General features: G+C 70.8%; 19 protein-coding genes. 9 read left to right on the forward strand and 10 right to left on the reverse strand.

Features of this window, described 5'->3' with window-relative positions:
• Positions 1-12: 12 nt before the first annotated feature.
• From pstC to AB0B35_RS15145, 5 genes are all read right to left on the reverse strand, one after another.
• Positions 13-999: a phosphate ABC transporter permease subunit PstC gene (gene pstC, locus AB0B35_RS15125; protein WP_361045311.1), complete on the reverse strand. Its 987-nt coding sequence runs from the start codon at positions 997-999 to the stop codon at positions 13-15.
• A gap of 89 nt (positions 1,000-1,088) precedes the next feature.
• Positions 1,089-2,150 carry a phosphate ABC transporter substrate-binding protein PstS gene (pstS, locus tag AB0B35_RS15130; protein WP_361045314.1) on the reverse strand — a complete coding sequence of 354 codons (1,062 nt, stop codon included), beginning with the start codon at positions 2,148-2,150 and terminating at the stop codon, positions 1,089-1,091.
• A 178-nt stretch (positions 2,151-2,328) separates the two neighbouring features.
• Complete coding sequence (locus AB0B35_RS15135) at positions 2,329-3,894, reverse strand: hypothetical protein (protein WP_361045317.1); 1,566 nt, start codon at positions 3,892-3,894, stop codon at positions 2,329-2,331.
• Positions 3,895-3,937: 43 nt separating this feature from the next.
• Entirely contained in the window at positions 3,938-4,879 is a 942-nt protein-coding gene (gene mshD, locus AB0B35_RS15140) for a mycothiol synthase (protein ID WP_361045319.1), read from the reverse strand.
• Positions 4,880-5,002: 123 nt separating this feature from the next.
• A complete protein-coding gene (locus AB0B35_RS15145; protein ID WP_360531128.1) occupies positions 5,003-5,746 on the reverse strand; it encodes a response regulator transcription factor in 744 nt (247 codons plus the stop codon).
• Positions 5,747-6,142: 396 nt separating this feature from the next.
• Between AB0B35_RS15145 and AB0B35_RS15150 the strand changes: the two genes are divergently transcribed.
• From AB0B35_RS15150 to AB0B35_RS15175, 6 genes are all read left to right on the forward strand, one after another.
• Positions 6,143-7,129, forward strand: coding sequence for a hypothetical protein (locus tag AB0B35_RS15150; protein ID WP_361045321.1), 987 nt, complete (start codon positions 6,143-6,145; stop codon positions 7,127-7,129).
• Positions 7,126-7,833: a DUF2993 domain-containing protein gene (locus AB0B35_RS15155; protein WP_361045324.1), complete on the forward strand. Its 708-nt coding sequence runs from the start codon at positions 7,126-7,128 to the stop codon at positions 7,831-7,833. Before AB0B35_RS15150 ends, AB0B35_RS15155 begins: the two co-directional genes overlap by 4 nt.
• A gap of 105 nt (positions 7,834-7,938) precedes the next feature.
• Complete coding sequence (locus AB0B35_RS15160) at positions 7,939-8,016, forward strand: Ms5788A family Cys-rich leader peptide (RefSeq protein ID WP_330164811.1); 78 nt, start codon at positions 7,939-7,941, stop codon at positions 8,014-8,016.
• A gap of 248 nt (positions 8,017-8,264) precedes the next feature.
• Positions 8,265-9,113 (forward strand): sulfurtransferase, encoded by an 849-nt coding sequence (locus AB0B35_RS15165; protein WP_361045327.1) that lies wholly within the window; start codon positions 8,265-8,267, stop codon positions 9,111-9,113.
• Positions 9,114-9,118: 5 nt separating this feature from the next.
• A complete protein-coding gene (locus AB0B35_RS15170; RefSeq protein WP_203697347.1) occupies positions 9,119-9,451 on the forward strand; it encodes a DUF1416 domain-containing protein in 333 nt (110 codons plus the stop codon).
• 209 nt (positions 9,452-9,660) lie between these two features.
• On the forward strand, positions 9,661-10,179 hold the full coding sequence (locus AB0B35_RS15175; protein WP_361045330.1) for a hypothetical protein: 519 nt from the start codon (positions 9,661-9,663) through the stop codon (positions 10,177-10,179).
• 101 nt (positions 10,180-10,280) lie between these two features.
• On the opposite strand, the gene AB0B35_RS15180 is transcribed toward AB0B35_RS15175, so the two are convergent.
• Positions 10,281-10,652 (reverse strand): DsrE family protein, encoded by a 372-nt coding sequence (locus AB0B35_RS15180; RefSeq protein ID WP_239167851.1) that lies wholly within the window; start codon positions 10,650-10,652, stop codon positions 10,281-10,283.
• 40 nt (positions 10,653-10,692) lie between these two features.
• On the opposite strand from AB0B35_RS15180, the gene mtfM reads away from it, so the two are divergent.
• The 3 genes from mtfM (at position 10,693) to AB0B35_RS15195 (ending at position 12,535) form a co-directional block, all read left to right on the forward strand.
• A complete protein-coding gene (gene mtfM, locus AB0B35_RS15185) occupies positions 10,693-10,797 on the forward strand; it encodes a small membrane protein MtfM (RefSeq protein ID WP_269059029.1) in 105 nt (34 codons plus the stop codon).
• Positions 10,798-10,858: 61 nt separating this feature from the next.
• Positions 10,859-11,452 carry an FABP family protein gene (locus AB0B35_RS15190; protein ID WP_361045332.1) on the forward strand — a complete coding sequence of 198 codons (594 nt, stop codon included), beginning with the start codon at positions 10,859-10,861 and terminating at the stop codon, positions 11,450-11,452.
• 117 nt (positions 11,453-11,569) lie between these two features.
• The gene (locus tag AB0B35_RS15195; protein ID WP_361045335.1) at positions 11,570-12,535 is read left to right on the forward strand and encodes a Gfo/Idh/MocA family oxidoreductase; all 966 of its coding nucleotides are present in this window, start codon (positions 11,570-11,572) and stop codon (positions 12,533-12,535) included.
• Positions 12,536-12,637: 102 nt separating this feature from the next.
• Here the strand turns inward: AB0B35_RS15195 and AB0B35_RS15200 are convergent, their stop codons facing one another.
• From AB0B35_RS15200 to AB0B35_RS15215, 4 genes are all read right to left on the reverse strand, one after another.
• Complete coding sequence (locus tag AB0B35_RS15200) at positions 12,638-13,690, reverse strand: inorganic phosphate transporter (RefSeq protein ID WP_361045338.1); 1,053 nt, start codon at positions 13,688-13,690, stop codon at positions 12,638-12,640.
• A 33-nt stretch (positions 13,691-13,723) separates the two neighbouring features.
• A complete protein-coding gene (locus AB0B35_RS15205) occupies positions 13,724-14,350 on the reverse strand; it encodes a DUF47 family protein (RefSeq protein ID WP_203697357.1) in 627 nt (208 codons plus the stop codon).
• 117 nt (positions 14,351-14,467) lie between these two features.
• A complete protein-coding gene (locus AB0B35_RS15210) occupies positions 14,468-15,283 on the reverse strand; it encodes a PPK2 family polyphosphate kinase (protein ID WP_361045341.1) in 816 nt (271 codons plus the stop codon).
• Between the two features lie 455 nt (positions 15,284-15,738).
• Positions 15,739-16,230: a DUF402 domain-containing protein gene (locus AB0B35_RS15215; RefSeq protein WP_361045343.1), complete on the reverse strand. Its 492-nt coding sequence runs from the start codon at positions 16,228-16,230 to the stop codon at positions 15,739-15,741.
• Between the last annotated feature and the right edge of the window lie 222 nt (positions 16,231-16,452).

Genomic DNA, 16,452 nt, shown 5'->3' on the forward strand with positions numbered 1-16,452 from the left:
TGATCCGCAGACTCATGCCGCGGCCCCCCGCATCCGGATCTCCGCCCGGCGCACCACGAAGCGGGCGATCAGGTTCACCACGACGGTGATGACGAACAGCACCACGCCCATGCCGATCAGGGCGGCGGTGAAGTCGCCGGTGGACTCGCCCCACTGGTCGACGATGATGGCCGGCAGCGCGTAGCCGCCCTCGAAGAGGTTCGCGGCGATCTGCACCGAGCTGCCGATGACCAGGGCGACCGCGATGGTCTCGCCCATCGCGCGGCCGAGGCCCAGGATGACCGCGCCGACCACGCCGCCGAAGCTGTGCGGCAGCACCGCACCCTTGATCATCTCCCAGCGGGTGGCGCCCAGCGCCCAGGCCGCCTGCTTGTCGGAGTCGGGCACGGTCGCGAAGACCTCGCGAGCGATCGACGTGATGATCGGGACGATCATGATGGCGAGGATCAGCCCCGCGGTCATGAAGCTGCGGCCGCTGCTGCGCGGCTCGCCGAACAGAGCGCCGAGCACCGGCACCCCGCCCAGCACCTCGTGCAGCCAGTTGTAGACCGGGGTCATGGCCGGCGCGACGACGAGGATGCCCCACAGGCCGAACACCACCGAGGGCACCGCCGCCAGCAGGTCGATGAGGGTGACGATGGCCGACCGGATGCGGCGCGGGGCCAGCTCGGTCAGGAAGAGCGCGATGCCGATCGAGACGGGGACCGCGACGATGACGGCGATGGCGGAGACCACGAGCGTGCCGTACAGGAAGGCGAGCGTGCCGTAGACCGGCTTGGCCGGGCCGTCGCCGTCGGGGTCGTTGGGGATCCAGGTCGAGCTGGTGAAGAACTCGGACGAGAAGGCCGGGTAGGCCTCCTTCACCATGGTGATCAGGATCAACGCCAGGATCACCAGCACCGCGAAGCCCGCGGAGACGCACAAGGCCCAGAAGACCCGGTCGGCGTGTCTGCCGCGGTCCTTCCGGGTCAGCTGAGCGGATTTGTCTAGGACTGTCATCTCTTCTCCGAGGGGTGGCCTGGCGAGGCCGGTGCGGCGGGTCCGGGGAGGACCCGCCGCACCGGGATGGTGCTCAGGTCAGATCAGCTTCAGCTGACCTTGTCCAGCTGGGCGAGGGCCTTGGCCTGCAGCTCCGCCGGCAGGACCGCGTAGTTCACCTCGGCCGCGATGGCCGCGCCGTCGGTCAGCAGGTACTTGACGAAGCCCTTGACCAGCTCGGCCTTCTTCGGGTCGTCGTACTTCGGCTTGACCAGCAGGTAGGTCGGCGCGGTGATCGGGTAGGCGGCCGCACCGGCCGCGTTCAGCGGGTTGAAGGTCAGGTCGTCCTTGATTTCGGCACCGGCGAGCGCGGCGGTGGCGCCCTCCAGCGTCGGGAGCACGAACTGGCCGTCCTTGTTCTTGATCGCGGCGAACGGCAGGCCCGAGTCCTTGGCGTCGCTCAGGTCGACGTAGCCGATACCGCCGTCGGCGGCCTTGATCAGCTGGGCCACACCGGTGTTCTTGGCACCGGCCTGGGTGTCGGCCGGCCACGCGACGGTGTCGCCGCTGCCCAGCTTCCAGGCGGCGCCCGCGGCGGCGACCAGGTACTTGGTGAAGTTGTTGGTGGTGCCCGAGCCGTCCGAGCGGTGCGCCACGGAGATGGCGGTGGCCGGCAGGGTCACGCCCGGGTTGTCGGCGGCGATCTCCGGCGCGTTCCAGGTCTTGATCTCACGCTGGAAGATCTTGGCCAGGGTGACCGGGCTGAGCTGCAGCTTGTCGACGCCCTTGAGGTTGTACGACACGGTGATCGGCGCGGCGACGGTCGGGATGTAGAGGTAGGAGCCGGCGGGCACGCCGTCGGTGTCCTTGACCGTGCTGTCGGTGCCGGCGAAGTCGACCAGGCCGGAGCCGAACTCCTTCTTGCCGGTGCCGGAACCCACCGAGTTGTAGGTCACCTTGAAGTTCGGAGCGGCATCCTTCAGGGAGAGGATGACCTCCTGGTAGTAGGTGTTCGGGAAGCTGGCGCCCGAGGCCTTCAGCTCACCGGAGAGGGCGGCCACGCCGCTGGCGGCGCTGGCGGAGGGGTCCGCGGTGGTGTCGCCCTTCGAGGAGCAACCGGCAAGAGCAAGCGCAGCGATCGCGACGCCCGCAAGCACGCGCCGAGAGAGCACGTTACGGTTCACTTCAGGGGTGCCTTCCTAGTCAGGGATAACGGCCGTCGCCGGCCTGACCCCGACATTGCACGGCCCAGGTAGACGGTTCTCCCGTCCCAGGTGAACGTAGGGTGAACAGGCAAAACAGGACCGGTGACGGCTCCCTCAGCAAGATGTGGCCGGGAAGTGAACGCGGTCACACCGCCCCGTCCAGGTCTGCCAGCGACAACGAGCCGTCCGAGGCCACCGTCGCCACCAGCGCGAGGCTCCCGTCGCGTACGTCCCACGCCAGGACCCGCTGGTTCACCCCTGGCGTCGCGCCCGATCCGCCGCCGCAGCTCAGCAGCACCCGCCGCCGGTCCAGCCAGCCCAGCAGCGTCACTCCGCCGGTCACGTCGGCGTCCGCTGCCAGCAGCCGCCGCACCCGGGCCGCGGCGGGATCCAGCACGGCCACCGCTTCGGCGGGCCGCCAGTCGGCGCGTACCGGCAGCCCCATCGGCTCGCACATCCGCGCGACCAGGTCTCCCCCGCCCGCGACCCCGAACCCGGGGCCGAGGAACTGACCCAGCCGCCCCGCACCCGGCCCGGTCACCGCGACCGTGCCCTCGCTGTGGTTGCGCCCGTCGAATTCCCAGTTGCGCACCCGCGGCGGAGCCGTGATCGGGTCCCCGGCCGAGAGCAGTTCCAGCACCGTCGACGGCGCGTCCGTCCCGGCCTTGCGGCGGGGCGCGATCGCGTCGCGCGCCCCCACGGGCACCGGCAGCAGCGCGCCGGTGCGGACGTCGAGCAACTGGTCGGCCGCGACCAGCAGGTGCCGCGGCCCGAGCCAGACGACGACGGGCGACTGCGGCGCGGCGTCGTGCTTCCGCGCCCGGCCGGTGGCCGACTCGACCACCCACAGCTCGTCTGCGGTGACCACCGCCATCCGGGTGCCGTCCGGGGCGAGCGCTCCCGGCGACAGCAGTGCGGCGGCCGCCGCCGGGAGCTTGTCGACCCGGCGCCAGCCGCCGTCCTCCCCCAGCACCAGCAGCGGGCCCGCCGCGCCCCCACCGGTCGCGGCGTCGAGCACCGCGAGGGCCCGCGGCGTCGGCCGTGCGCTCAACGTGGGCAGCCGGGCCGGATCACCGGGCGCGAGTTCTCTCGGCAGCTTCGCGACCAGCGCCACGGGCAGCGTGAGCTGACGCGCCACCGGCGGCAGCTCGTCCACCCCGTCGAGCGCGACCGGGCCCGTGGGCAGGGCGGGCAGCGGCAGCGGGCCCTCGTCGCGCCCGGTGACCAGTGCCCTGATCCCGGCCGCGCCCAGCGCCACCGCGCCGACCCCACCCGCGATCAGCAACCGGCGGCGCGTGGTGGACCGGCCGCGCCGCCACAGGGCGGCCGCCTCGTCCTCGGCGGTCGTGGGCAGCGCGCGGCCGGGACGGCGGGCGGGCGGGGTGCGGTCCAGGTCCAGCCGCACCCGGTGCTGCGGCATGGCATCGGCGGCTTCCCGGGCGAAGAGCCGCTGCAGGAGCCGGTCCGCGGCCGCGCCGGGCGGGGCGGGGTGCTCCGCGTCGTTGCCACGCAGGCGCGACCAGCGCATCGCGACCAGGCCGAGCAGTTCCCGGGCCAGCGCGGCGGCCTGCGCGTCGTCGCCGGTGAGCTGCCGCGCCGCGTGCTCCAGCGGCGGCAGGCGACGGGCCACCCAGTTCGTGAAGTCGGCGGGCGCGGCCGAGCCCGGGGCAGGATCGCCCTGTGACAGCACGTCGGGCGGCTCCTGCTCCACCCTTAGATGGTGATGGATCTCACAGGATTGCGGAAGGGGGTGTTCAGGCCCGCTGGAACAGCACGTCGGTGGACCAGCGGGCGAAGCCCAGCCGCTGGTAGAGCGCCGTCGCGGCGGTGTTCGACTCGTCGACGTACAGCATCACCTGGTCGAGTCCCTGGGCCCGCAGGTGGCGCAGCCCGGCCGCGGTCAGCGCGCGGCCGAGGCCGGAGCCGTGCGCCGACGGGTCGACGCCGAGCACGTACACCTCGCCGATCGGGTCGTGGTGGTGCGCGTCCTCGGCATCGCGGCGCACCTCGCCGTGCACCTTGGTCCAGTGGAACCCGGCCAGCACTCCGTCGCGCTCGGCCAGGAGGAAACCCGCCGGGTCGAACCACGGCTCGGCCATCCGCACGTGCAGGTCGCGCAGGGTCCACCGGCCCTGTTCCGGGTGCTCGGCGAACGCGCGCGCGTTGAGTGCCAGCCAGGCCTCGTCGTCCTCGCCCGGCCGGAACGGGCGCAGCACGATGCCTGCGGGCAGGTCGGGCTGGGGCACCTCGGCGAACAGCGAGCGCCGCATCTGCCACAGCACCCGGGCCCGGCGGAAGCCCAGCGACAGCGCCAGCGCGCCGGCCGACGGGTGGTCGCCGTGCGCCCACAGCCGCAGCCGGCCCGCCGGGTCGGCCTCGGCCGCCGCCTCGATGGCCGCCTTGACCAGGGCCCGGCCCAGGCCGTGCCGCCGGCGCAGCGGGTGCACGACCAGCTCCGCCGAGGGTCCGTCCACCGCGTCGGTGATGTCCACGTGGGCGTAGCCGGCGAGTTCGCCGTCGGGCGTGCGGGCGATGAGGTGCACCGCGGGGGCTTCGCCACCGTGCCGCAGGTGCAGCACGGTGTGTTCGGACAGCGGGTATGCGCCGTCGGTGTCCCCCGCCGCGCGTGCCAGCTCGACCACGGCGGCGACCTCGTCCGGTGTGAGCCGGTCGCGCCGCTCGGCATACCCGATCATGGCGTCAGCGTAGCCGGGAGCCGTCAAAACGCTTCACGCTCGTGCTGTGAATCGGGTCGCGCCCGCGCCGGGCAGCAGATCGCGCCCGTGGCGAGAGCCACGGGCGCGACATGTCGGAGCGGGTCAGATGGAGGGCAGATCGGCGAGCAGCTGCTCGGCCGCGTCGGTGAGCGGGCGCTCGGCCAGCTGCTGGCGCGAGGACGGCACCACGAACTTGTAGCCGACCTGGCGGACCGTGCCGATCATGGCTTCGTACTCCGAGCCGAGCTTGGCGCGCAGGCGCCGCACGTGCACGTCCACGGTGCGGGTGCCGCCGAAATAGTCGTAGCCCCACACCTCGCGCAGCAGCTGGTCGCGGGTGAAGACCCGGCCCGGGTGCTGCGCCAGGAACTTCAGCAGCTCGAACTCCTTGTACGTGAGGTCCAGCGGGCGACCCTTGAGCTTGGCCGCGTACGTGTCCGGGTCGATGGTCAGCTCGCCGCCGCGGATGAGGCCGCCGGCGGCGGCGGTCGCGGAGTTGAGCCGGCCGACCGACACCCGCAGCCGCGCCTCGACCTCGGCGGGACCCGCGGTGGCCAGGATGATGTCGTCCACACCCCAGTCGGCGTTCATCGCGACCAGGCCGGCCTCGGTGACCACCGCGAGCAGCGGCACGCCGAGACCGGTCGCGTGCAGCATGCGGCAGGTGGCCCGCGCCTCGGACAGTTCGGTGCGCGCGTCGACCAGCACCGCGTCAGGGCTGGGGGCCGACACCAGAGTGCGCACGTCGCGGGGTGCGGTGCGCACGGTGTGTGGGAGCAGGTCAAGCGCGGGAAGCACGACAGATGGTTCGCCGGCGCGTGCGGTCACCAGGAGCAGAATTTCCACGGATCGCCTCCGTCCTCGCGGCAAGGGCCGCGCGAGCAGCACATGGGGGGCGTGGCTGGCCTCACGTCGGTCCCGGCGTCGCTGACGGGCGGGTAAAGCATGAGCATAGTCGAGAACAATAGAAATACCAGCACCTCATGGCTTTGTCACTCACCGGGCGTGATCGCGGGGCAATGTTTCGGTCAGTTTTCGCGCGTGTTTCGCGCGCCGCGCCCGTGCCACGCAGGTTCCCACCCCGGTGAGGTGCGCTCTTGGGGGGTGAGGTGGCACGATCGTTGCGTGCTCGGTTCCCCTCCCGACGACAGCGTCCGTAATCGCAGGTCATCCGGCCCTCAGTTCGACGGGCCGCACCGGCCCGGCCCTGGCCCGGCCGGCCGTGGCCCTGCGCCCGTTCCCGTGCCCGCGAGCCGCGGCGCCGCCGAGCGGGGTGCCGAGCCCGGCGCGCGTTCGCGCCGGGACGAGGCGGTGAAGGCGAAGGACCGGCGGCGCGCCCGCGGTGACGACGCCGAACCCGAGGACGACGGCCAGGACGGCCCCGAGGTCGAGATCGTCCCGGTGCGGCGGCTGCTGTCGGCGGCCGTGGCCGGCTTCGCGCTGCTGCTCGGCGTGGGCCTGGTGATGGGCGCGCAGACCGCGGGCGTGGGCACGGGCCGCATCCCGTACGCCGTCGTGATCTTCGGTGCGCAGCTGCTCTACGTCTTCGCCACCACCATGGCGATCCGCCCGCCCGGCGTGAAGGTGGTCGCCACGGTCGGCGTGCTCGCGGCGCTCGCCGCCGACGTCGCCGCGATCGTGAGCGACGTGGCCTCGGTGGCTCCGCTCGGCCTCATCGCGGCAGGCGGCCTGGTCGCCGGCGTCGTGGGCCAGATGGTGCGGCCCGAGGGGCGGATGCACGTCTCGGAGTCGCTCGGCTCGACGGTGGTCATCGTGCTCGGCGTGGTCTCGTTCGCCACGCTCATTGTTTTGACCCGCCTTCCCGCGGGCACACAGGCCATTGTGGTCTGTCTCATCGCCAGCGGCATCGCCCTGGGCGTTGCCCGCCTGACCGACGTGTTCGCGCCGTACCCGCGCCTGGCCGACCAGGTGCCGCGCGGCTCCGCGGGCATCGTCATCGGCGCGATGCTGGGCACCGGCGTGGCCGCCGTGATCGGCCGCTACCTGGTGCCGTTCACGCCCAGCCAGGCGGCGATGATCGGCATGGCCGCGGCCGGGGCCGCCGTGCTGGCCGACCTCACCATCGGTTTCGCCGAGGCGGGGCGGGAGCAGTCCGGCGAGGCGCCGACCATGTGGCTGGCCCGGCACATGCAGGGCCCGCTGGCCGGCTTCGCGCTGGCCGCGCCGGTCGCGTACGTCATCAGCGTGTTCTTCCTGGTGCCCGCATGAAGAAGTTCCTCACGGTCACCGCGGTCCTGCTCGTCGTCCTGGGGGTGCTCGTCGCGGTAGCCGACCGGGCCGGCGCGCACTTCGCGGAACGTGAGATCGCCGCGCGGGTCTCCGCGCGGATGCAGGACCAGGGCATCACCTCGACCCCACCGGAGGTCGAGATCCAGGGCTTCCCGTTCCTGACCCAGGTCGCGGCGGGCCGGTACACCCAGATCGACATCACGATGCGCGACCTCAAGGGCGGCACGCTGCCCCTGCCGCTGCTCAACGTGGCGGCCCACGACGTCGAGGCGGAGCTGTCTCAGCTCATGGACGGCACCGCGCGGCCGGTGGCGGCCCGGGTCGACGGCGACGCCACGGTGTCGTACGCCAGCCTGGTCGAGGCCAGCGGCCTGACCGGGATCACCCTGACCTCGGCCGGCCCGAACGACGTCCGGGTCAGCGGCAAGGTGCCGCTCATCGGCGAGGTCACCGGCACCGCCGAGGTCACCGTCGTGGACGGCAGCCACGTGCGGCTGCGCGTCACCTCGCTCAAGGGCGCCGCCGGCTCGATCAGCCAGACGATCCTCAACACCTACAAGGACCGGCTCGCGGTGACGCTGACCCTGCCGAAGCTGCCCTTCAACCTGGAACTGACCGACGTCCAGACCGAGCCGACCGGCCTCGTCGTGTCCTTCACCGCCAAGGACGTCGAGCTGGCCTGACGGCCGAGTGGATCACCTTCCGCGATCCCGGAGGGTGATCCACCGGTCCCGGATGGTGGACGACACATTCCCGAAATCACAGCGCTGCTGGTAGGGTCACCAACTATGAGTCCGCTGCTTACCAAGCGGCGCGCGGTCGACCTGTGCCGCGTGGCCACGTGCCTGTGTTGCCCCGTCCTCTGACGGCGGCACAGTTTGCGCACCTCGATCGCGCTTCCGTGATCGTTTAGCAGCTCTGTCAACTGACTCGCATCGCCCGCTCATCGCAGAGCCGGCCGCCCCCGCAAGTCAGCCAGCCGCCGTCGCCCTGTACCCGGTGAACCCCCTGTGGACCCGTACGCGGCGACGTTTTTCTTTCTCCCGCTCGCGCTCCCGGTGGCGTCACCCGCACCAGACGTTCATCCACCAGCCACATCTCAAGGGAGAACTCCATGAGTCGCGAATCCGCCCTCGTCTCGGCCGACTGGGCCGAGAAGAACATCGCCGCACCCGGCATCGTGTTCGTCGAGGTCGACGAGGACACCACCGCCTACGACGGTGGCCACATCGCCGGCGCGATCAAGCTGGACTGGCGCCAGGACCTGCAGGACCCGGTGCGCCGTGACTTCGTCAACAAGGAGCAGTTCGAGGCGCTGCTGTCCTCGCGCGGCATCGCCAACGACGACACCGTCGTGCTGTACGGCGGCAACAACAACTGGTTCGCCGCGTACGCCTACTGGTACTTCAAGCTCTACGGCCACGGCGACGTGAAGCTGCTCGACGGCGGCCGCAAGAAGTGGGAGCTGGACGCCCGCCCGCTGTCCAAGGACGCGGTCTCGCGCCCCGCCACCCAGTACGTGGCCCAGGACCAGGACCTGAGCATCCGCGCCTTCCGCGACGACGTCGTCAAGGCGATCGGCGTGCAGAACCTCATCGACGTGCGCTCGCCCGACGAGTACGCGGGCCGCCTGCTCGCCCCCGCCCACCTGCCGCAGGAGCAGGCGCAGCGGGCCGGCCACATCCCGACCGCGCTCAGCGTGCCGTGGTCCAAGGCCGCGAACGAGGACGGCACCTTCAAGTCCGACGCCGAGCTGACCGAGCTGTACGCGGCCGCCGGCATCGACGACAGCCTGGACACCATCGCGTACTGCCGCATCGGCGAGCGCTCCTCGCACACCTGGTTCGTGCTGCAGGAGATCCTCGGCAAGGCGAACGTGAAGAACTACGACGGATCCTGGACCGAGTACGGCTCGCTGGTCGGCGTGCCGGTGGCACTGGGCGACGAGCCCGGGAAGGCGTGATCACCATGACCGCACAGACTGCTGCTTCCACTGTCGCGGCCGGTTGCGCCGCTCCCGACCAGGCCGCCCCGCTGCCGCTCAGCGTCGACCTGGAGAAGGAGACCGTCATCACCGGCGTCGTGCAGGCGTCCGGTGACCCGGTCGCCGGGGCGTACGTGCGCCTGCTCGACCGCAGCGGCGAGTTCACCGCTGAGGTCGTGACCTCGCCGGCGGGCCAGTTCCGCTTCTTCGCCGCGCCGGGCACCTGGCAGCTGCGCGCCCTGTCCCGCTTCGGCAACGGCGACGCCACCGTCGACGCCGCCCGCGGCGTCAACGAGGTCTCCCTCGCCGTCGCCTAGCTTTTGCTCGAAGGAAGGGCACCTTCTTAACGCTATGCGTTATGGAAGGTGCCCTTCTTAACGCCTGCCGCGGGCGGGGCGGCCCGGCGAGCAGGCAAGATCGCTGTTTGGGGACAGGAACTGCGGTCTGACCTCACCTTTTGCCCAGAAACAGCGATCTCGGGCCACCGCGACACGCCGGGCGGCGTACGCGTGGCAGCATGAACGGCGTGACCATCGACGCGCCCGCACCCGAGGCCGCCCCGCAGCCCCAGCCGAAGCCGGCGGCCCGCCGCCACCTGTGGACGGTCCTCGTCACCGGCTGGGCACTGCTGCTGCTGGTCCTCGCCGTCTGGTCCGCCCGCAACGACCCGCCGTCGCTGCGCGACCAGACCACCGCCGCCTCGGCCAAGGCCACCATCGAGGAGGTCGTCGGCCAGGTCACGGCACGCGTCCCGGCCGGGGCGACGATCCAGGACAAGGGGTACGCCGAGAAGGCCTGCAGCCTGTCCGCCGCCCGCGACGGCGTCTCGGTGGTCCGCACGCTGATCGTCTCCGGGCCCACCGGCGGCGAGTCCGCCATGATCGAGGCGCTCGCGTCGGCGCTGCCCGACGCCGTCACCCGGCCCGCTGACGGCCCCAAGGAGGGCTTCTTCTACGACGCGGGCAACTACGTGGCGGTCCGCGGCAAGGTCTCCGGCGAGGGCATCGTGACCGTCGACCTCAACTCCGGCTGCCGCGTCCCCTGACCGGCCCACGGGCTTTGGCCGTCCACGCAGCTCACCGGCAATGCACTGATGGGAAGGGCACCTTCTACAACGCATAGCGTCAAGAAGGTGCCCTTCCTTTGTCAGTAGACGAGGGCCTGGGTGTCTTCGGAGAGGGCTTCTTCGACGAAGACGGCGGCGCCGGCAATGCGGATGCCCGGGAGGACGTCGGCGGGGGTGATCTCGCGGCGGGCGGCGCACTGCGTGCACAGGGTGACGGTGCCGGCGGCCAGGATCGCGTCGAGCAGATCGGGCAGCGGTGCCGAGTGCGGCAGGTCGAACTCGGCGGCGCGGCCGGGCAGCGCGAACCAGCTCGCCTCGCCGGTCAGCCACAGCGACACCTGCGCACCGGCCGCCACAGCGGTCGCGGCCACGGTGAACGCCTGCGCGCACCGCTCCGGCGCGTCGGCTCCGGCGGTCGTCTTCACGATGAGTTTGCGTGCCACGTCCGACAGCTTATGCACGGCCGCCCGGCGCGCCTCATAGGATCTACCCGTGGTCACCGAGATCGGGTTCGTCAGCCTGCTGGTCGCCGGGTTCGGCGCGCTCGCCGGCGGCCTGGCCTATGTGGCCGTCAAAATCTCGCGCGGCCGCTGGTGAGAGCGCACCCAGGCCGGGGCCGGCGAGTTCCGTAGTCGTGAACGACGAAGAGGGTTGAACGGTGAGTACTGAAGAGAATCCGCTGCAGCCGCCGCCGTGGCTGAACGCGCCGCCGGTCGACCCGTACCCCTACGAGGAGACCCACGACCTGCGCACCGGACCGGACCTGCACCCGGACCTGCTGGACCTGCTGCCCTTCGTCGGGGTGTGGCGGGGCCGCGGCCGGGGCGGCTATCCGTCGATCGAGGACTTCGACTACGCGCAGGAGATCCGGATCAGCCATGACGGCCGGCCGTTCCTGTTCTACGAGTCGAAGGCCTGGATCCTCGACGCGGAGTCCAAGCCGGTGCGGCCGGGCGGGCGAGAGGTCGGCTGGTGGCGTCCGGCGGGCAAGGACGGCGACGAGCTCGAAGCGATCATGACGAACCCGACCGGGATCATGGAGCTGTACCTCGGCAAGGTCGAGGCGAATCCGCCCCGGATCGAGATGGTGACCGACTTCGTGGCGCGTACGTCCACGGCCAAGGAGGTCACCGCAGGGCACCGGCTCTACGGCGTCGTCGAGGGCGCGCTGCTGTACGCCCAGGACATGGCCGCGGTCGGCGAGGGCCTGACGCCGCACCTCAGCGCCCGCCTGATCCGCGTCGGCGGCTGAGCCGCAACACGCGGAGCCCGCTCCGCGGCCTTAACCGGTCGTCCATCCTGCGCCGCGCTCCGGGTGGACACCGGGCGGCCGCTCCGACGGGCTCCTTAACCGGTGTAGCTTCGGGTCGTGACTGATCAGATTCGTTGGGGCGTTCTCGCCACGGGCGGGATCGCCGCACGCTTCGCACGTGAGCTGGGCCAGGTGCCGGGCACGGAACTGGCGGCGGTGGGCTCGCGGACGGCGTCGTCCGCGCAGGCCTTCGCCGCCGAGCACGGCGCGGCCCGGTCCCACGGCTCGTGGGAGGCGCTGGCCGCCGACCCGGACGTGGACATCATCTACATCGCGACCCCGCACTCCCACCACCACGCGGCGGCTTCGCTGTGCCTGCGGGCCGGCAAGCCGCTGCTGGTGGAGAAGGCCTTCACGCTCGACCTCGCGTCGGCCCAGGACCTCGTCACCATCGCCCGGGAACGCGAGCTGTTCCTGATGGAGGCGTTCTGGACGCGTACCCTGCCGTCCACGCTGAAGATCCAGGAGCTGATCGCCGACGGCGCGATCGGTGAGCTGGTCGCGGTCCAGGCCGCGTTCGGCATCGGCCTGGACCCGGACCCCTCGCACCGCCTGCGCAACCCGGAGCTGGGCGGCGGCGCGCTGCTCGACCTGGGCGTCTACCCGATCGGCTTCGCACAGCTCCTGCTCGGCGAGCCGAACCAGGTCCGCGCCTGGGCGCACCTGTTCCCGGAGGGAACCGACGAGCGCACCAGCATCTCGCTGGGCTTCCCGTCGGGCGCGGTCGCGTCGCTGTACTGCGGTGTCAACGGCGACGTACGCAACGCCACGATCGTCGGCACCCGGGGCCGTATCGAACTCCCCTGGGGCTTCCACGCCGCCGAACGCTTCGTCCTGCACCGCCACGGCGCCGACCCGCAGGAGTTCGAGACCGCCCCGTCCGGCCTGCACTTCGAGGCCGCCGAGGCGACCCGCTGCCTGCGCGAGGGCAAGCTGGAATCCGACCTGATCCCCCTGTCCTCCACCCTCTCCGTCATGAGCACCCTGGACGCCGTCCGCGCCCAGATCGGCGTCACCTACTGACACCAAAAGCGACGATCTTGCGCGTACTGCGGGTACGACACGCCCTTTCCGGGCGTATCACCAACAGCTCGCGCAAGATCGTCGCGATCTTGGCTGGGAAACTCAGAAGATGGGGCGGACCAGGACGTAGGCGATGATGGCGGCCAGGGCCGCGCCGGGGAAGGTGAGGACCCAGGCCATCACGATGTTGCCGGCGACGCCCCAGCGGACGGCCGAGAACTTCTTGGTGGCGCCGACGCCCATGATCGCCGAGGTGATCGTGTGGGTGGTGGAGATGGGCAGGCCGTAGGCCGCGGCGGTGAAGAGCACACCGCTGGCGACGCTCTCGGCCGCGAAACCGGCCATCGGGTCCAGGTGGATGACCCGGCGGCCCAGGGTGCGGATGATGCGCCAGCCGCCCGCGTACGTGCCGAGCGCCAGCACGGTGGCCGAGGTCCAGAACACCCACTCGGGGATGTGCTCGTTCGAGCTCTGGAAGCCGCCCGTGTAGAGCGCCAGCACGATGATGCCCATGGTCTTCGCGGCGTCCTGCATGCCGTGGCCGACGGACATGGCGACCGCCGACAGCGACTGCATGATGCGGAAGAACCGGTTGAGCGGGGTGGGGTGGAAGAACCGCCCCGCCTTCTTCTTCGCGGTCGCCTTGGCCAGCAGGTACACCGCCCAGAGCAGGGCCAGCATCAGGAGCGCGCCGAGGATGAAGCCGGTGGCCGGGGACGCGATCATCGGGATGACGACCTTCTCCACGATGCCGCCCCAGAGCACCTCGCCCTGCACGCCGAACGCGATCGCGGCGAGCATCGCGCCGACCAGGCCGCCGATCAGAGCGTGGGAGGACGATGACGGGATGCCGAAATACCAGGTCAGCAAGTTCCAGGCGATGGCCCCGACGACCCCGGCGAACACAATGCCCAGACCGGCCTCACCCTCGGGCGGGGTGATGATGCCGCTGCCGACGGTCTTGGCCACCTGGGCGCCGAAGTGCGCGCCGACGAAGTTGCCCAGCGCGGCGATGCCCAGCGCGATCCGCGGGGTCAGCGCCCGGGTGGAGACGCTGGTGGCGATGGCGTTCGCGGCATCGTGGAAGCCGTTGGTGTAGTCGAACACCATGGCCGCGATGATGACCGCGAGCACCGGGATGAGGAGTTCGTTCACGTCAGGCTCCCCGGCCGGCGACGATGCCGCGCATCAGGACTCCTTGACGGCGATGGTCTCGACGGTGTTCGCCACGTGCTCGAAGGCGTCGCAGGCGGCCTCCAGCTCGTCGGCGACCTCCTTCATCTTCAGGACGGTCAGCGCGTCGTACTCGCCGCTGAACAGCCGGACCAGCAGCATGCGGTAGGTGCGGTCGCCGTCGTTCTCCAGGCGGTTGCACTCGACCCAGTAGTCCTTGAGGCCCTTCATCTGCTTGAGCCGCGGCATGGCCAGCGCGGTGACCTTGGCCTGCTGGTCCAGCACGTCGATCATCTCGATCATCTCGCGCGGCAGCGCCGGGAGCTTGGTCAGGCCGTACAGGTAGACCAGGTTGCCCACGGCCTCCAGGTGGTCCATGACGTCGTCGAGGCCGGAGCCGAGGCGGTAGATGTCCTCGCGGTCGAACGGCGTGATGAACGTCGAGTTGATCTTGTTGTACAGCTCGTGCGTGATCTTGTCGCTGTCGTGCTCGACCTCGGCCAGCCGCTCGCTGACCGACTGCACGTCGGCGCCGGGCAGCGCCAGCTCGGAGAGCAGCTCCGTGCCCCGCACCAGGTTCTGGGCGGCACGGGAGAACATCTCGTAGAAGGCGCCCTCTTGGGGGCGGAGTGAAAACTTCACCGCAAGCACCTTTGGTTTGGTGGTGTCATCCGGACGGTCTGGTCGGGGGAATGCTAAGCACTGTTACCCGGCGTTCGTGACCCGGTCACCCAGCGCCTTCTTCCCTTCATGGCCCGTTCACCTGCCGTTCACCTTCACCGCGCTGCCCGTTTCCTCACGTTCCAGCCGCTTCGTCTCGGCTCGCGGGTCGAAGTCGGCCGGTGGATAGCTCAGATCCAGGCGTTTCAGGGCATCGAGGATGAGGTGCGCCACTGCCCAGTCGCGGTACCACTTCCGGTCCGCCGGGACCACATGCCAGGGGGCGTGATCAGTCCCACACCGCTGGATCACGTCCTGATAAGCCTGCTGGTACGCGGGCCAGTAGGCGCGGTTGTCGACGTCGTCCGGGTTGTACTTCCAGTACTTCGTGGGGTCCCGCAGGCGTTCCAGCAACCGGCGGCGCTGCTCCTCGTACGAGATGTGCAGCATCACTTTGACCAGGGAGAATCCGCTGTCGACAAGCTCACGTTCGAAGCTGTTGATCTTCTCGTACCGGGGTTTCCACACCCGCGGCGGCGCCAGCTCGCGCACCCGCACCACCAGCACGTCCTCATAGTGCGAGCGGTTGAAGATGCCCAGGTACCCCGGCAGCGGCAGCGCCCGGCGGATCCGCCACAGGAAGTCGTGCTGCCGCTCCTCCGCCGTCGGCGGCCCGAACGCGGTGATCCGCAGACCCTCCGGGTTCATCGTGCCGGCCACCTTCTTCACGGTGCCGTCCTTGCCCCCGCAGTCCATCGCCTGCAGCACCAGCAGCACCCGCCGCTGGTCGGCCGGGTTGACCTTGGCGTTCGCGAACAGCATCTCCTGCTGACGCGCCAACTCCTGCCCCAGCGTCACCAGCTCGGCCCGCGCCCACCCCTTCGGATCCCGCCGCACACCCTTGCGATCAGGCAACCCAGGCGTCCCCGCCGGATCGATCGCCCCAAGGTCCACCCCCGACCCGACCTGCAGCAATCCGGACACATCCGCCACATCCCGATCATCGCCCAAAACCCACCCCCACACCGGCCATCCCCAACTTCCGCCCACCCCTACCCGTTGATCATGAACTTATGGCACGGCTCGGCGGCGTGTCGTGTCCACAACTTCATGATCATCTGAGGGGGCGGTCGCATGGCCCGGCGTTCGTCGGCACTTCCGGTGCCACCCGCCGCCCATGCGACCCTGCCGCCCTGTGGCCCGCCCCCCGCGGACCGGCCGCCCGGCGATCCGGCGATCCGGCGGTCCGGCGGTCCGGCGACACCGTTGGCGTGTGGCGTCGCGGGTCAATCGATCATGAGGTTAGGCGTGGGACACGCCGTCGAGCCGTGCCATAAGTTCATGATCAACGCGGGGAGGTGGGGGCGGGGTCAGGGGGAGACGTGGGCCAGCCAGCGGTGGAAGTGGGTGGTGAAGGGTTCCTGGTTGGTGCGGACGGCGTCGAGGAGCCACTGGGCGGCGGCGCGGGCCTGCTGGACCACCTCTTCGGGGTAGCCGAACTTGGTCTGGTGGGCGGCGAACTCGTCCTCGTCGACCAGTTGGACCTCACCGGTCAGGCGGATCTTGCGTACGTCGAGGTCGAGGTCGGTGACCGTGACGGTGTCGTCGTTCCAGGTGGCGGGGGTGGTGATGTCGCAGTAGACCGACGTGTTGCGGGGGGCGGCGTTGAACATGGCCGTCCACCAGCCGGTGTGCGGGACGAGCACCACGCCGGGGATCTCGTACACCTTGCCGGTGTCGCTCACCGTGCCGCTCGGGATGCCCAGCCACGTGCCGTGCTCGTCGCGGCCGAGCAGAGTCGCCGGGAAGGCCCGGTGCGCGCTGCCGTCGAACTTGCGGATCTCGACCCGTACGACGCCCATCGACTACCTCGTTTCACGGCGGTGGCGTACACCCTCGCACCACCGCGCAACGATGCGGGGGTGACGCGGGTCGCGCCCACAATGCGCCATAGTCCCAAATCCGGCGGCGCGGTGGAAGACCGTCGGTGCCAGCCGGTACGGTCATCCGGTGCCGCCGAAGAAGAAGCGAACACGTGACCACAGCGCCCTCGACCTGCTAGAGGCCGCTGTAGGCGCGGTGCC

It is taken from the genome of Catellatospora sp. NPDC049133 (assembly GCF_040648455.1).
Classification (GTDB): Bacteria; Actinomycetota; Actinomycetes; order Mycobacteriales; family Micromonosporaceae; genus Catellatospora; species Catellatospora aurea.